The sequence below is a fragment of the Candidatus Thiopontia autotrophica genome (assembly GCA_014384675.1).
Classification (GTDB): Bacteria; Pseudomonadota; Gammaproteobacteria.
The window spans coordinates 1-13,950 of the sequence record JACNFK010000031.1 but is presented as its reverse complement, the minus strand read 5'-3'; the positions used below and the strand labels follow the sequence as shown (position 1 = coordinate 13,950).

Sequence of the window (13,950 nt, the reverse complement as noted above, 5' to 3'; positions counted from 1 at the left end):
CCATATTTTAATTTAACTGAGAAAGCTCTGATTAAGTCACTTCGTGACCCAATCAGAGCTCCCTCACAAGTTATCCCAGACATTACCGACATTATCATACAAGTGGATGAAATAGACCCGTACACGGTAAAATGGTTCCATAATGTCCCTCTATCAACATGACGTACTGATTATTGGAAGCGGAGCTGCCGGCCTAACCATGGCACTGCAGCTTGCCCCAACACTTAAAATTGCCCTTCTCTCCAAATCTCTACTGGATGAAGGCAGCACCCTCTACGCACAAGGGGGAATTGCCGCAGTTCTTGATGAGGATGACTCTATTGAGTCCCACGTCCAGGACACCATAAGTGCCGGAGGAGGTCTGTGTGATGAGAACGTGGTGCGCTTTGCCGTAGAAAATGCCAAATCATCCATAGAAAATCTGATTAACGCAGGAGTGCAGTTTTCACATACAGAACCATCCAATCCCGATTCACCACTCCATCTTACCCGTGAGGGCGGACACAGCAATCGCAGGGTTATCCATGCCGCCGATGCTACCGGCAAGGCAATTGAGACCACACTTAATGAACAGGTCAGATCTCGAGACAATATCGAAATATTCGAAAACCATATTGCCATCGATCTCATCACCACATCAAAGCTTGATTCAGATGATAAGAATCGAGTCATTGGCGCCTATATACTTGATCGTCTAAATGATCAGATTCACACCTTCAAGGCACCCCATGTGGTGCTTGCAACTGGAGGCGGCAGCAAGGTCTATCTCTATACCAGCAATCCCGATATCTCTACAGGAGACGGTATTGCCATGGCATGGCGTGCAGGATGCAGGGTTGCCAATATGGAATTCAACCAGTTCCACCCAACCTGCCTCTACCACTCTCAGGCAAAATCATTCCTTATTACCGAGGCAGTACGTGGTGAGGGAGGAAAACTTCTTCTTCCAAACATGGAGCCATTTATGAGCAACTTTGACTCCCGAGAAGAGCTGGCGCCAAGAGACATTGTAGCCAGAGCTATTGACCATGAGATGAAACGACTTGGTGTTGAACATCTCTATCTGGATATAAGCTTCAAGGATGCAGATTTCATAAAGAAACACTTCCCAATGGTCCATAGCAAACTTATGAAATTCGGGATTGATATAACAAAAGAGCCAATACCTGTGGTGCCTGCAGCCCACTACACATGTGGTGGCATCACTACTGACACCAGCGGAAAAACTGATATTGATGGTCTCTACGCCATTGGTGAGGTGGCACATACAGGCCTCCACGGGGCCAACAGAATGGCCAGCAACTCTCTGCTTGAGTGTCTGGTTTTTGCCACTTCAGCAGCCAACGAAATAAACCAAAGCCCCCAACAACAATTATCAAATATCAAAATTCCACCATGGGATGAGAGCAGGGTCACCGACTCTGATGAGGAGGTTGTGGTCTCACACAACTGGGACGAACTTCGCAGATTCATGTGGGACTACGTTGGAATTGTCCGCACAACCAAACGTCTGGAGCGTGCTCAACGCCGTATTGAACTGCTGCAGCATGAGATTGCCGAGTACTACAGCAACTTTAGAATCTCAAATAATCTGCTGGAGCTGCGTAACCTGGCGCAGGTTGCGGAACTGATCATACACTCTGCCCTGCAACGCAGAGAGAGCCGCGGCCTGCACTACACTCTGGATCACCCAGATCTTTTAGACAAGGCGGAAAACACCATCCTCAAGCCGTAACAGAAGAGAGCTCCATTCCCGAAATCTCAGCGATGATATCGGCAACCATCAAACTGAATGTCTGCTCACCATTCAACAGCCACCCCTGAAGATCTTGATCAGACTCATCCAATAATAATATAAACTGCTTCTGTAACCACTCTGGCGCATCCCGGTAATGCCTGTTTGCATAATGCTGAAGCAACAGATCAAGCTCCAACATCCCCCTGCGACAGCGCCACAATATCTGAGAATGGGTAATCATAATGAGCGCTTCAACATTGCCCCTCGCAGCTTTCCAATGGCATCAGATGGGTTAAGCCCTTTTGGACAGCTGTTTGTGCAGTTCATGATGGTGCGACACCTGAACAGCTTGAATGGCCCTTCAAGAGCATGCAGCCTCTCATCTGTTGCCTGGTCCCTGCTGTCAGAGACAAAACGCCACGCCTGTAACAGCGCAGCTGGCCCCAGAAACTCTTTTGGATTCCACCAGAATGAGGGGCATGCTGTAGAACAGCATCCACAAAGAATACATTCATAGAGACCATCTAGCCGCTCTCTCTCCTCAGGTGACTGTCTATACTCCACCTCTGGCTCTTGATCATCTACAGTTAGCCATGGTTTAACTGCCCGATACTGACGGAAAAATGGATCCATATCGACAATCAGATCACGAATCACCGGTTGTCCCGGAAATGGGCGAATCTCAACTGGCTCCTTCAGCCCCTTGAGCGGAGTGATACAGGCCAGGCTATTGCTACCATTGATATTCATCCCGTCAGAACCACATACCCCCTCACCACAGGATTTCCTGAAAGATAGCGACTCATCCTCTGCCTTTATCAACTTAAGTGCTGACAACACCATCATCTCATCCGAGATCAGATCATCATCAAGCAGATACTCTTGCATACGTGGCTCTGAGTCCTGTTCGGGGTCAAATCGGTAGATTAAAAATCTCATGCAGATACCCTTTAATAAACCCTGGCCTTTGGCGGCACTGCTGGTTCCGTCAATGGGTTCATATTTACCTTTTTGTACTGCAACTCTCCATCCAGTGAAAACAGGCTATGGGCCAACCAGTTCTCATCATCTCGCTCTGGATAATCAGTCCTGGAGTGAGCCCCTCTGCTCTCCTGCCTGGCTGCTGCAGAGACCACTGTCGCCAACGCCACATCGGCCAGATTCTCCAGCTCCAGCATCTCAATCAGTGCGGTATTGAATATCTTGCTCTGGTCATGAACCACCACATTGCCGACTCTCTCTCTAATGGAACGAATCTTCTCTACTCCTTGCTGCAGAACATCTTCACTCCTGTAGACTCCACAGTAACGTTCCATAGTCTCTTTCAGCTCATTACGTAATTGAGAGACGGACTCTTTCTCGCCACCGCCTCCACTTCCCTGTTGCTGAAAACGACTCAGCGCCTTATTGATTGCCTGCTCTGGAATAGCTGAACGGTGCTTCTGATCATGATGGTACTGCAGGATTCTGTTGCCTGCCGCCCTACCAAAAACCACAATATCCAGCAGAGAGTTTCCGCCCAGACGATTTGCTCCATGGACCGAGACACAGGCACACTCACCCACCGCAAACAAACCAGGCACAGGCGCATTAACCTCTCCATCCTGCCCCAACACCTCCCCAAAGCGGTTGGTCGGGATACCACCCATAGTGTAGTGAGCTGTCGGATAGACCGGGACGGGCTCCTTTGCCATATCTCGATGAGAAAAAGTTATCGCCAGATCACGAATTGCCGGCAATCGCTTCTTGACCACCTCCTCCCCAAGATGATCAACCTTTAACAGCACATGATCTCTGTCTGGTCCACAACCACGTCCCGCCTCTACCTCTAAAAATATTGCACGACTCACCACATCACGACTGGCAAGATCTTTCGCACTTGGGGCATAACGTTCCATAAAACGCTCACCATCACCATTTATCAGATAACCACCCTCTCCACGTGCCCCCTCTGAGAGCAACATCCCCTTGCCTGCAATGCCGGTAGGGTGAAACTGAAAAAACTCCATATCTTGCAGCGGGATACCAGCACGCAGCACCATCGCCATACCGTCCCCGGTATTTATCATTGCATTGGTGGTGGTCTTGAAAATCTGTCCTGCACCACCTGTCGCCAGCAGCACCGTCTTGGCATCCAGCAACAGAGGCTCTCCAGTTGCAATCTCCAACACCAGCACACCTACTACTCTGCCTCCATCATCACGCAGCAGATCGAGCGCAAAGTATTCATCAAAAAAGTGTGTCTGCTGCGCCAGATTCTGTTGATAGAGAGAGTGGAGAATCGCATGTCCGGTACGATCTGCTGCTGCACAGGTACGTGCCGCCTGTTCACCACCATAATTTTGACTCTGCCCACCAAATGGGCGCTGATAGATGGTTCCATCCTCCAGCCGGGAAAATGGTACTCCTGAATGCTCCAGCTCGGTCACCAGTTTGTAGGCTGAGCGGCACATATATTCTATGGCATCCTGATCTCCAAGCCAGTCACTCCCCTTAATGGTGTCATACATATGCCAACGCCAGTCATCTTCCATCACATTACCGAGAGCAGCATTGATCCCCCCCTGAGCAGCAACAGTATGAGAGCGGGTTGGAAAGACCTTGGAGACCACTGCAACACGAACATTTTCATTTGCAAGTTGCAGTGCGGCACGCAATCCACCACCACCTGCACCTATAACCACGGTGTCAAAAGTTCTCCTCTTAAGTGTCATGACAAACTCACATTACGCTCAACAAGATAAGAGCCATCCACAGCCCCAACCAGAACAGCACCAGTACGGTACCACCCAACAACACAATTCTTACCATACGCTGCCTTACATAGTCGAGCAGGACATCACGTATGCCTACCCAGCAGTGCAGTAACAGAGCAATAAATCCGCCCATAATCCAGATTGGATTGAACCCGTCAACAACCCACCGCCTCCACCCTTCATGCCCCGTATCCTCAAGCTGCAACAGTGAGACCAGCAGCAGAGGCATCACTATCAACAGAACAACGGCACTGAAACGCTGTATTACCCAGGCCCGCATTCCGGTAAGAACAAACATCAGAACAGTGCCCAACCGACCAAAACAAGAGCCAACATACTCAATCCGGAGACCACTATTGCCCCATCACTTGCACTATCCTTTTCTATCCCTACACCAATATCAAGCAACAAAATACGTGCTCCTGATATCAGGTGGTGTATCAGAGTCCAACATACAATTATGGCAATAAAGCGCGAGAGTGGATCCTCCCACAAATCCAGTAGCTGCTGAAATGAGTCGGCACCATGCAACGAGCGTTCAAACAGATAGAGAAAAAGCGGCAGAAGAAGAGACAGAGCCACCCCTGAAATGCGGTGAAGAATAGAGAGTATTGCAGTCGCCGGGAAACTAATCTGCAATAGATTGAGGAAAACAGGTCTCGAATTTTTCTCCATGGTGTACTGGTTATGGTTATTATTGTGTTATTGAATTCACAGTAATTGAACCATATATCAATTGCAAGAGGATAACTGACACCATGAATAGTGAATGGCTAAACTTTCTGCAAGGCAGTGGCGCAGAGATTGAGAATGAGTGCGTAACAAGCTTCGGTAACCCGGAACAGGAGCGCCATGTTGTATCAAGCGGAGATGTTATGTGTGATCTCTCTCACCTGGCTGTTTTGGAGGTGAGCGGAGATGATAGTGCAGATTTTCTGCAAAACCAGTTCACCAATGATATTGGCGCACTTGATATAGGCAAGAGCCAGCTGGATGGGTGGTGTAGTCCAAAGGGGCGTCTACTGGTGCTGTTTCATGTTATCCGTCATGAAAATAACAAATTCCTCCTGTTGCTGCCAGAAGAGCTACGTGACTACGCACAAAAACGGTTGCAGATGTTTGTGATGCGATCCAGCGTGACAATAGATGATTTAAGTAATCAGCTGGTACGCATAGGGGTATCGGGCCCTGACGCTGAACAACAACTCTCCTCCCTGGTTGATCATTTACCAGAGAATATTGATGACACAGTTAACGCAAACAATATTCAGGTAATAAGGTTACGCCCTACACTTTACCAACGCTTTCTTGTTATCACTGACAGCATTCATGCAGAAAAAGTATGGTCACATCTGGATGTACAATCAACTCCTGTAAGCAGAGAACCATGGGAGCTACTGGATATACGCGCAGGAGCTCCATCAATCACACTAAAAACTCAGGAATCATTTGTTCCACAGATGGTTAATCTGCAGGCCCTGAATGGGCTCAGCTTTACCAAAGGCTGTTATCCAGGACAGGAGGTTGTCGCCCGTATGGAGTACCTGGGAAAACTCAAACGCAAGATGTACAGGATTACAATTCTTGATGAGAGCACCCCTGCAGACGGTAGTAGTCTATACTCGAAATCTTCCAGCTCACCACAAGGGGCTGGTGAGATTGTATCTGTGCAAAAGGATGGCGATGGAGTTTGGGAGGGTCTGGCTGTACTTGAGGTTGCAATTGCTGATGCCGGAGATCTAACCCTGCACGAAGATGAGACCATCCCGGTCACAGTACAGGAACTCACTGCCAAAGATTAAAATACCAACCATGACCATTATCAAACAAGAAGATTTCATCTCCAGTATTGCAGATGCCCTGCAATATATATCCTACTATCATCCAATAGACTTCATTCAGGCAATGGGCGCCGCATGGGAACGAGAACAGTCTCCTGCTGCCAAGGATGCAATTGCTCAGATTCTGATGAACTCCAGAATGTCCGCGCTGGGCAAACGTCCGATCTGTCAAGACACCGGGATTGTCGTGATCTTTCTTAAGATAGGGATGGAGATAGACTGGGACACCGGCACATCACTGCAAGAGATGGCTGATGAGGGTGTGCGTCGCGCCTATCTGGACCCTGACAACAAACTGCGTGCCTCTATACTGGATGATCCTGCCGGGGAGAGAAAAAACACCAGAGACAACACCCCTGCCGTGCTCCATGTCGAAATGGTTCCTGGCGACAAACTGGATATCATCGTTGCCGCCAAGGGTGGAGGATCGGAAAACAAGGCCAGATTTACCAACCTTGGTCCAGGTGCAAATGTTGCAGACTGGGTTGTTGAGCAGGTCCCATCCATGGGGGCCGGATGGTGTCCTCCAGGCATGCTTGGCATTGGAATTGGCGGCACCGCCGAGAAAGCGATGCTGATGGCCAAAGAGGCTCTGATGGATCCTGTCGACATACAGGAGCTACGTGAACGCGGAGCTAACACCACCAGCGAGAAACTTAGAATCGAGATCATGGAGAGGGTCAATGCTCTTGGTATTGGTGCACAAGGGTTGGGTGGACTAACCACACTATTGGATGTAAAGATCAGAGAGTACCCGACACATGCTGCATCACTACCTGTTGCCATAATTCCCAACTGCGCTGCTACCCGCCACCTTCACTTTAGCCTTGATGGATCAGGGCCTGTAGAGCTGACACCTCCTTCGATTGATGAGTGGCCGGACATCACCTGGAGGCCATCAGCTGATGCTCGCAGAGTTGATCTCGACACCTTAACCGCTGAAGACACTCATCAGTGGAAGCCTGGCGAGACCCTGCTGTTAAATGGAAAACTGTTAACTGGCAGAGATGCTGCACACAGACGAATTTCGGAACTGTTTGAGTCTGGACAAGGTCTGCCAGATGGTGTCGATCTGAAAAATCGGATGATCTATTACGTTGGACCTGTTGATCCTGTCAAAGGTGAAGCGGTTGGACCAGCCGGCCCCACTACATCAACCAGAATGGACAGCTTTACTGATCTAATGCTGGAGAAGACAGGCCTTATTGGGATGGTGGGCAAAGCAGAACGTGGTCCAGCCACAATTGAGTCGATTAAAAAACACAGGTCTGTCTACCTGATTGCTGTTGGTGGTGCAGCCTACCTTGTTGCCAAGGCGATCAAGAAATCTCGGGTTATTGCATTCGAGGAGCTGGGCATGGAGGCTATCTACGAGTTCGAAGTAGAGGATATGCCTGTCACCGTCGCAGTCGATAGCAACGGCGAGTCACTCCATCAAAGTGGCCCGGCAGAGTGGAAAATCCGTATTGAGGAGATCGGCCGCCCTAGGCATGAACCCTTGCGGAAGTAATCGCGTCTCACTCATGCAGCACGCTCAAGCACATCCCTGTGTCGCTCGACTGTGGCCGTCCAGGCCACAGACGGCTACCTGTGTGAGGCGAGATTACTTCCGCAAGGATTCATCCTGGTGAGAAATACGGGCTAGTGTCCCTTCTCGTCTCCTGCATGAGATAGATAGAGCGCAAGACCGATCAGGGCAATACCCCCAGCCATGTAGAGTAGATCCAGAGGTGTCCCGAAGTGCATGGAGACAGTATGCTCAAAGAACTTCACAATCAGAATCATCAAAATAACCTTGGCCAGACGTGCCTTTAGATCATCCAGACTTTTTATCAGCAACACACTGGAAGAGGTTGCTGCCCCCTCTGCAGCATCAATCTCGCTAATAAAGAGTTCATAGAGACCAAGCGCAAATATCAGCAACACTGTGGCCAGCAGATAGCCATCCACAATCTCTACAATATGGGTTACTGTCTCCGCATGAAGCGCTGTTCTGGCTGCGGCCTCCATTAGTGGGTCTGCATAATGAACAAGATGAGAGATCATATAAAATGCGTCAACTGTGGCCATATAGAACATTGCCAGTGAGGCAAGCAGGCTTGAGATAACAGCAGTTAATACGACCAGGCGGCTACTCCAGAGAAAATTTTCAAATAACTGTTCTAGTGCTTTCATAAAAGGTTCATTTCATATATTGAGTTTTCTATATAATCCACGATTTCCGACTCTATTACCATGGCTAATTCAAAACAAAAAATCTTCCGATTTATGGTGCTAATCAGCTACTTTGCACTGATAGCTCATCTTATGCTATGGAATATCTGGCTTGGGCCATCCCACTATTTCCCTGTAGCCATGACCCTGATAGTGATGGTTGTGCCACTACTATTGCCTCTACGCGGAATCCTCCATGGCCGCGCCTATACCCATGCCTGGACCGGATTTCTTGCCCTCTTGTACTTTATTCACGGTATCGGAGATTTTGTGATCAACCCTCCAGAGAGGATCTATTCTGGAATTGAGATAGCTCTCAGCCTGACACTATTTTTTGGTTGTGCCTTCTATGCAAGAATTACAGGAAAGAGTGAAGCAAGGTAAAGTAATCACAACTTCACACGGGCAGCCGTCTGTGGCCTGGACGGCCACAGTCGAGCGACACAGGGATATGCTTGAGCGTGCTGCATGGGTGAGGTTGTGATTACTTTCGCAAGGATTAACAATATAACTGTTCACAACAAATCAGAGTGACAACAACTCCTTAACAAAAGGTATTGTAATCCTGCGCTGTGCAATAAGAGTATGCTCATCCAGCTGATCCAGCAGTGAGAAGAGTGTATGAAAGTCCCTGGATGTTCGACTCATCAAAAAGCTGGCAACCTCGTCACCCATCTCCATTCCTCTTGATGCAGCCCGCTCCTGCAGGACATGCCACTTCTCCCTGTCATCAAGAGAAGTCAGGCGTTCAACCACCCCCTCTCCAAGTCTGGAACGCAGATCAGGCAGTTTCATGCTCAACTCTGCAGGTGCGGTTTTTGCTGTTATCAAAACGTGGTTGCCATCATCCCGTAATCTGTTAAGCAGATGAAACAGGGACTCCTCCCAACCGCTATCGCCAGCCACTGCATCGAGATCATCCAGTGCTACCAGATCATACTGCCCCACCCCATCCAGCGATGCCGGACCCTGAGCAAATAATGTTTTGAGCGGCAAGACAATAGATTGCCTCTGATCAGAACCAAACAGATTACAGGTAGCATGCAGAAGATGGCTCTTCCCTACCCCATTTGGCCCCCAGATATAGAGCAGATGTGGCCCATCTCCAGAAGCTATCTCCTGTAGCATGGCAACTACTGTGGAGCCCGGCTGTGGATGAAAGTTATCAAATGAGGCTCTCTCCTGCAGTGAAAGCGAAAGAGGAATCTGTCTATCCACCGTGCTGTTTCCTGTACGCGCTCCAACCCCAGGTCCAGACATAATCTGCACCACTCATAACTGTTGTGGTGAGCACAACATAGGTTGAAAAAGTAATCACCTCATCACTTACCCCACCAAAAGCCTGGCTAATTACGATACCTAAAACATAAGATATCTGCGTAAACGTATTGATTTTACTAACAATACTTGGAGCCATGTCGTATTGGCCTACACGATAATGATAGACCGTTCCGCCCACCACAATCAACAGATCACGAAACACAATGATCACCACAAGCCAGACTGGAATCAATCCCAACCAGGCCAGCATTACAGTTGTAGAGACCAATAACAGCTTGTCCGCCAGCGGGTCAAGAATAGAACCGAGCCTGCTCTGCCACCCCATCCTTTTTGCCAGCAAGCCATCGAGCCCATCACTCATTCCAGCAAATGCAAACAGGTAGAGAGTCTCAAGAAAGAAACCATTATCCAGCAACCAGACAATGGGGATAACCAGCAGCATTCGCAGCATGGTAATTAGATTTGGAATATCGCGTCGATCCATAATCCGGTAGAATACCTTTTTTTAGACCTCAAGATTTACAATGACTTCAAAAAAATCTCTAAGCTATAGTGATGCAGGCGTTGATATTGATGCCGGCAACGACCTGATTGAACATATTAAACCTCTGGCAGCAAGAACCAGTCGCCCTGGAGTAATGGCAGGCCTTGGTGGCTTTGGTGCTCTCTTCGAGATTCCTCTGGACCGTTACAAGAACCCTCTTCTGGTATCAGGTACTGATGGCGTTGGCACTAAACTACGACTGGCAATGCAACTGGAAAAACACGACACCATAGGTATTGACCTGGTTGCCATGTGTGTAAATGACCTTATTGTGCAAGGCGCAGAACCACTGTTCTTTCTCGATTACTATGCGACGGGAAAACTGGACAAAAAAACTGCTATCTCTGTTATAGATGGTATTGCAACCGGTTGTGAACAGGCTGGTGCTGCCCTTATTGGTGGCGAGACAGCCGAGATGCCGGGCATGTACAGCGAGGGAGATTATGATCTGGCTGGTTTCAGTGTTGGCATTGTAGAGAAGAGCGAGGTTATTGATGGCTCCAGGGTGAAAGCTGGAGATGTGCTGATTGGAATGCGCTCCTCTGGCCCCCACTCCAATGGATACTCCCTGGTTCGCAAAATCATTGAGGTTAGCAATGCCGACCTAAATGAAGATCTGGATGGAAAACCGCTGGGAGAACAGCTCCTGGAACCCACCAGGATCTATGTTAAACCTCTATTGGCACTAGCCAAACAGATTCCAGTTCATGCATTAGCCCATATCACAGGTGGAGGACTTACAGAAAATCTTCCACGTGTACTTCCTGAATCCACAACCGCCATGGTTGAAAAAAGCTCATGGGAGTGGCCAGCGGTATTCAAGTGGCTTCAGGAGCAGGGGAATGTGGTCGATGAGGAGATGATTCGCACCTTTAACTGTGGGGTCGGTATGGTTGTTGTGGTCTCATCCGAAGATGCAGATAGTACAATCAGTATTCTCGCCAAACAGGGAGAGTCTGCCTGGAAACTTGGCACCATCACCTCTTCTGATGAAGAGGGCAAAGAGCCCAAAGTTGTATTCTGCTAACCGGCCAATCTCCGTTGTTGTCCTTATATCTGGCCGAGGAAGTAACCTGCAGGCGCTTGTGCGTTCACAGCAGGCAAATAAAATCGATATCAAAATCGCTGGGGTTATCAGTAACCGGGCAGATGCGGTGGGGCTTGCCTTTGCCAAAGAAAACAACATCCCAACTACTGTAGTCGACAGCACAAATTTCGGTAGTCGTTCCGATTATGATCGTGAACTCATCAGGGAGATTGATCAAAACCGGCCAGAACTGGTTATCCTGGCAGGTTTTATGCGCATTCTCTCTTCTGAGTTTGTTCGCCACTATCGCGGCAGACTGATCAACATTCACCCCTCCCTGCTTCCTCACTTCAAGGGGCTACATACCCACCAACAGGCGCTTGATGCCGGGGCAAAAGAGCATGGCGCAAGTGTCCACTACGTAACTGAAGAGCTGGATGGCGGACCGGTATTTCTGCAGGCCAAGATACCTGTATTAAATAGTGACAATGCTGCATCACTGGCAAACCGCGTACTGGAGAGAGAACACCAACTATATCCTGCAGCGGTTCAGTTAATCGCCAATGGCCGCATTCAGCTGGTTGACGAAAAGCTGCTGTTCGATCAAACTCCTATCGATGAACCAATTCAGCTCGACACTATTAGCTAGAATCCTTGTTGTTACAGCACTGTTTTTCTCAGCCAGGGCTGGCGCATTTCCAGAGACATTTAGTGCCAAATACCTCTTGAGCGGCAAAGGGATGTCACTTGGAGAGACCACTTACAATTTAACAAAAACAGCAACCGACAACAGCAGCCGGTTCACAATCCATACTGAGCCCACAGGCCTGGCCAAGCTCTTCGTAAAGAAAATCATTGATGAGAGCTCTATTTGGAAGTGGCGTGACAAGAAAATCACCCCTATTCAATACAACTACCACAGAAGCGGAAAAAAAGAGAGAAAGAGATCACGGATCTTTGATTGGAACAGCGCAACTGTCACCATAAAAGATGACGGAAAAGAGCAGAAACTTGATCAACTACAGAGTGGAACTGTTGATGAGGCACTGTTTCTGCTTGCCCTGATGCACGACCTCAAACAGGGTAATAGTGAACTAAAATATCGGGTAGCAAAAACTGGCGGGTGGTCAAATTACCTGTTCACTGTTGGTAATAGTGAGACCACACAGGTGCCAGCTGGAGAATTCAAAACTGTACATATCATTCGCCAAAAAGAGGGGAAACGTACATTTGAGCTGTGGGTAGCACCAGAACTGGACTATCTGCCAGTACAAGTTGAATATCGAGAAAAAGATGGGACTCTATTTCAGCTTCAGCTCAGAAGCAGCTCTATCCTCCAGTAGCCCCAAGTAACAATAGATGAAAACCGATCAGCTGATCTATTCACCCTACTCCGATAGATGGATAGAACGGAGATGGCCTTGATATTCTTGATGTCCCCGGAATTCAGTCCAGCCTTTCTTAGTAGATCGAAAATTACGAGTAACTCTTCATCGAGCCCTTCGCGCAGCGATCTGCTCATAATGCTGCTGAAAATCGGTACGTAGAGAATTCTGCTCCAGCAGGCGCTACAGCCGGGTTTCGATAACCTGCTTCAGGTTCTGTACCATTGTACGCTTCCTGAGGCGGTCACCACGATCTGGCGTACAGCATAATCGTAAGCATCAGCTGGTAGATCCGGATTTAGCTCAACCAACTTTTCCCGCAGTGGCCTGATAAGTACTACATCACAGTCCGAGTCCCGGCCGAGCGTGCCGTCCGGCCCGAAGGTCTCGTTATTGTAGCCGTACACCGAATCCCAACCGAGTTCATTTTCTAAATATTCGGCTGTCGTTTGTTGAACCAGGGTGTCTTCGGTGTAAGGCATCAGCGACTCTCCCACAAACAGGCGATGGGAACAGCATACAGATCCTCTCCAAAGGGAGTAATCGCATCCCCATCGTAAAGCAGAACACCCACAGCAAAACGTCTGCCCGCACCATTTTTCAGCTTACGCAATCCTTTGAAATCATCAGACACCACCGTGGAGGCTGCCTTAACCTCAACCCCAGAAAGCTTGCCCCCAGACTCCATCACCACATCCACTTCGGCCCCGTCCTTGTCACGAAAATGATAAAAGTTCACGGGTTCTTCTTGCCAGCTTGCATGACGCCGCAACTCCTGATAGACAAAGGTTTCCAGCAACTGTCCATACAGAGCACGATCATCCCACAATGTCTTTGCATTCACCCCAAGCAAGGCGCAGGCCAGTCCGGTATCACCCAGATGTAACTTGGGCCTCTTAATAAGGCGACGCAGACGATTACTATGCCATGGAGGCAACTCGTCTAGTAAAAAAATTCTCGCCAGCAACGTCATATAGTCACGGATAGTGGGGCGACTCAATTGAAAGGGTGCAGCCAGATCGGTGACATTCAGTAGCCTTGCTGTTTGCCCCGCTGCCAATGTCAGAAGCCGCGGCAAAGCATCCAGAGCGTTGATGCGCGCCAAATCACGCACATCACGTTGCACCAGAGTATCGATATAGTCACGATACCAGGCCGCGCGGC

General features: G+C 48.8%; 17 protein-coding genes. 7 read left to right on the top strand and 10 right to left on the bottom strand.

Annotated elements, in window-relative coordinates:
* Positions 1–142: 142 nt before the first annotated feature.
* Positions 143–1,735, top strand: a complete 1,593-nt coding sequence (nadB, locus tag H8D24_06265; protein ID MBC8519991.1) for an L-aspartate oxidase — start codon at positions 143–145, stop codon at positions 1,733–1,735.
* Here the strand turns inward: nadB and H8D24_06260 are convergent.
* The 5 genes from H8D24_06260 to sdhC are packed head-to-tail and all read right to left on the bottom strand — an operon-like array spanning position 1,725 to position 5,169.
* A complete protein-coding gene (locus H8D24_06260; GenBank protein MBC8519990.1) occupies positions 1,725–1,979 on the bottom strand; it encodes a succinate dehydrogenase assembly factor 2 in 255 nt (84 codons plus the stop codon). The genes nadB and H8D24_06260 overlap by 11 nt on opposite strands.
* The gene (locus tag H8D24_06255; protein ID MBC8519989.1) at positions 1,976–2,677 is read right to left on the bottom strand and encodes a succinate dehydrogenase iron-sulfur subunit; all 702 of its coding nucleotides are present in this window, start codon (positions 2,675–2,677) and stop codon (positions 1,976–1,978) included. The genes H8D24_06260 and H8D24_06255 overlap by 4 nt, the downstream gene beginning before the upstream one ends.
* Positions 2,678–2,688: 11 nt before the next feature.
* Positions 2,689–4,452, bottom strand: coding sequence for a succinate dehydrogenase flavoprotein subunit (gene sdhA / locus H8D24_06250; protein MBC8519988.1), 1,764 nt, complete (start codon positions 4,450–4,452; stop codon positions 2,689–2,691).
* A gap of 7 nt (positions 4,453–4,459) precedes the next feature.
* Positions 4,460–4,792: a succinate dehydrogenase, hydrophobic membrane anchor protein gene (gene sdhD / locus H8D24_06245; protein ID MBC8519987.1), complete on the bottom strand. Its 333-nt coding sequence runs from the start codon at positions 4,790–4,792 to the stop codon at positions 4,460–4,462.
* Positions 4,792–5,169, bottom strand: a complete 378-nt coding sequence (sdhC, locus tag H8D24_06240) for a succinate dehydrogenase, cytochrome b556 subunit (GenBank protein MBC8519986.1) — start codon at positions 5,167–5,169, stop codon at positions 4,792–4,794. The genes sdhD and sdhC overlap by 1 nt, the downstream gene beginning before the upstream one ends.
* A gap of 83 nt (positions 5,170–5,252) precedes the next feature.
* Here sdhC and H8D24_06235 point away from each other — a divergent pair, with 83 nt between their 5' ends.
* Complete coding sequence (locus H8D24_06235) at positions 5,253–6,296, top strand: folate-binding protein YgfZ (protein MBC8519985.1); 1,044 nt, start codon at positions 5,253–5,255, stop codon at positions 6,294–6,296.
* Between the two features lie 10 nt (positions 6,297–6,306).
* The gene (locus tag H8D24_06230; GenBank protein ID MBC8519984.1) at positions 6,307–7,845 is read left to right on the top strand and encodes a fumarate hydratase; all 1,539 of its coding nucleotides are present in this window, start codon (positions 6,307–6,309) and stop codon (positions 7,843–7,845) included.
* A 131-nt stretch (positions 7,846–7,976) separates the two neighbouring features.
* Here H8D24_06230 and H8D24_06225 read toward each other — a convergent pair whose 3' ends face one another.
* Positions 7,977–8,510 carry a YqhA family protein gene (locus tag H8D24_06225; protein MBC8519983.1) on the bottom strand — a complete coding sequence of 178 codons (534 nt, stop codon included), beginning with the start codon at positions 8,508–8,510 and terminating at the stop codon, positions 7,977–7,979.
* 60 nt (positions 8,511–8,570) lie between these two features.
* On the opposite strand from H8D24_06225, the gene H8D24_06220 reads away from it, so the two are divergent.
* Complete coding sequence (locus tag H8D24_06220; GenBank protein ID MBC8519982.1) at positions 8,571–8,933, top strand: DUF2069 domain-containing protein; 363 nt, start codon at positions 8,571–8,573, stop codon at positions 8,931–8,933.
* A gap of 141 nt (positions 8,934–9,074) precedes the next feature.
* Here H8D24_06220 and hda read toward each other — a convergent pair whose 3' ends face one another.
* Both hda and H8D24_06210 read right to left on the bottom strand, forming a co-directional pair.
* On the bottom strand, positions 9,075–9,809 hold the full coding sequence (gene hda, locus H8D24_06215) for a DnaA regulatory inactivator Hda (GenBank protein MBC8519981.1): 735 nt from the start codon (positions 9,807–9,809) through the stop codon (positions 9,075–9,077).
* Positions 9,760–10,314 carry a CDP-alcohol phosphatidyltransferase family protein gene (locus tag H8D24_06210; protein MBC8519980.1) on the bottom strand — a complete coding sequence of 185 codons (555 nt, stop codon included), beginning with the start codon at positions 10,312–10,314 and terminating at the stop codon, positions 9,760–9,762. Before H8D24_06210 ends, hda begins: the two co-directional genes overlap by 50 nt.
* Positions 10,315–10,354: 40 nt before the next feature.
* Between H8D24_06210 and purM the strand changes: the two genes are divergently transcribed.
* From purM to H8D24_06195, 3 genes are read left to right on the top strand one after another with little or no spacing between them, the layout of a single operon-like run.
* Positions 10,355–11,401, top strand: coding sequence for a phosphoribosylformylglycinamidine cyclo-ligase (gene purM, locus H8D24_06205; protein MBC8519979.1), 1,047 nt, complete (start codon positions 10,355–10,357; stop codon positions 11,399–11,401).
* Positions 11,364–12,050: a phosphoribosylglycinamide formyltransferase gene (gene purN, locus H8D24_06200; GenBank protein ID MBC8519978.1), complete on the top strand. Its 687-nt coding sequence runs from the start codon at positions 11,364–11,366 to the stop codon at positions 12,048–12,050. Before purM ends, purN begins: the two co-directional genes overlap by 38 nt.
* On the top strand, positions 12,019–12,744 hold the full coding sequence (locus H8D24_06195) for a DUF3108 domain-containing protein (protein MBC8519977.1): 726 nt from the start codon (positions 12,019–12,021) through the stop codon (positions 12,742–12,744). Before purN ends, H8D24_06195 begins: the two co-directional genes overlap by 32 nt.
* 251 nt (positions 12,745–12,995) lie before the next feature.
* On the opposite strand, the gene H8D24_06190 is transcribed toward H8D24_06195, so the two are convergent.
* Both H8D24_06190 and H8D24_06185 read right to left on the bottom strand, forming a co-directional pair.
* On the bottom strand, positions 12,996–13,268 hold the full coding sequence (locus tag H8D24_06190) for a hypothetical protein (GenBank protein MBC8519976.1): 273 nt from the start codon (positions 13,266–13,268) through the stop codon (positions 12,996–12,998).
* Positions 13,268–13,950: DUF4143 domain-containing protein (locus tag H8D24_06185; protein MBC8519975.1), on the bottom strand; the 683-nt coding region annotated here is incomplete at its 5' end. The genes H8D24_06185 and H8D24_06190, both read right to left, overlap by 1 nt.

Excerpts from the sequence above, each read along its gene's own strand:
- sdhA (MBC8519988.1), bottom strand. The coding sequence starts at position 4,452 with ATGACACTTAAGAGGAGAACTTTTGACACCGTGGTTATAGGTGCAGGT.
- purM (MBC8519979.1), top strand. The coding sequence starts at position 10,355 with ATGACTTCAAAAAAATCTCTAAGCTATAGTGATGCAGGCGTTGATATT.
- H8D24_06210 (MBC8519980.1), bottom strand. The coding sequence starts at position 10,314 with ATGGATCGACGCGATATTCCAAATCTAATTACCATGCTGCGAATGCTG.
- H8D24_06225 (MBC8519983.1), bottom strand. The coding sequence starts at position 8,510 with ATGAAAGCACTAGAACAGTTATTTGAAAATTTTCTCTGGAGTAGCCGC.
- H8D24_06195 (MBC8519977.1), top strand. The coding sequence starts at position 12,019 with ATGAACCAATTCAGCTCGACACTATTAGCTAGAATCCTTGTTGTTACA.
- H8D24_06255 (MBC8519989.1), bottom strand. The coding sequence starts at position 2,677 with ATGAGATTTTTAATCTACCGATTTGACCCCGAACAGGACTCAGAGCCA.
- H8D24_06230 (MBC8519984.1), top strand. The coding sequence starts at position 6,307 with ATGACCATTATCAAACAAGAAGATTTCATCTCCAGTATTGCAGATGCC.
- hda (MBC8519981.1), bottom strand. The coding sequence starts at position 9,809 with ATGTCTGGACCTGGGGTTGGAGCGCGTACAGGAAACAGCACGGTGGAT.
- sdhC (MBC8519986.1), bottom strand. The coding sequence starts at position 5,169 with ATGGAGAAAAATTCGAGACCTGTTTTCCTCAATCTATTGCAGATTAGT.
- H8D24_06220 (MBC8519982.1), top strand. The coding sequence starts at position 8,571 with ATGGCTAATTCAAAACAAAAAATCTTCCGATTTATGGTGCTAATCAGC.
- H8D24_06190 (MBC8519976.1), bottom strand. The coding sequence starts at position 13,268 with ATGCCTTACACCGAAGACACCCTGGTTCAACAAACGACAGCCGAATAT.
- nadB (MBC8519991.1), top strand. The coding sequence starts at position 143 with ATGTCCCTCTATCAACATGACGTACTGATTATTGGAAGCGGAGCTGCC.
- sdhD (MBC8519987.1), bottom strand. The coding sequence starts at position 4,792 with ATGTTTGTTCTTACCGGAATGCGGGCCTGGGTAATACAGCGTTTCAGT.
- H8D24_06260 (MBC8519990.1), bottom strand. The coding sequence starts at position 1,979 with ATGATTACCCATTCTCAGATATTGTGGCGCTGTCGCAGGGGGATGTTG.
- purN (MBC8519978.1), top strand. The coding sequence starts at position 11,364 with ATGAAGAGGGCAAAGAGCCCAAAGTTGTATTCTGCTAACCGGCCAATC.
- H8D24_06235 (MBC8519985.1), top strand. The coding sequence starts at position 5,253 with ATGAATAGTGAATGGCTAAACTTTCTGCAAGGCAGTGGCGCAGAGATT.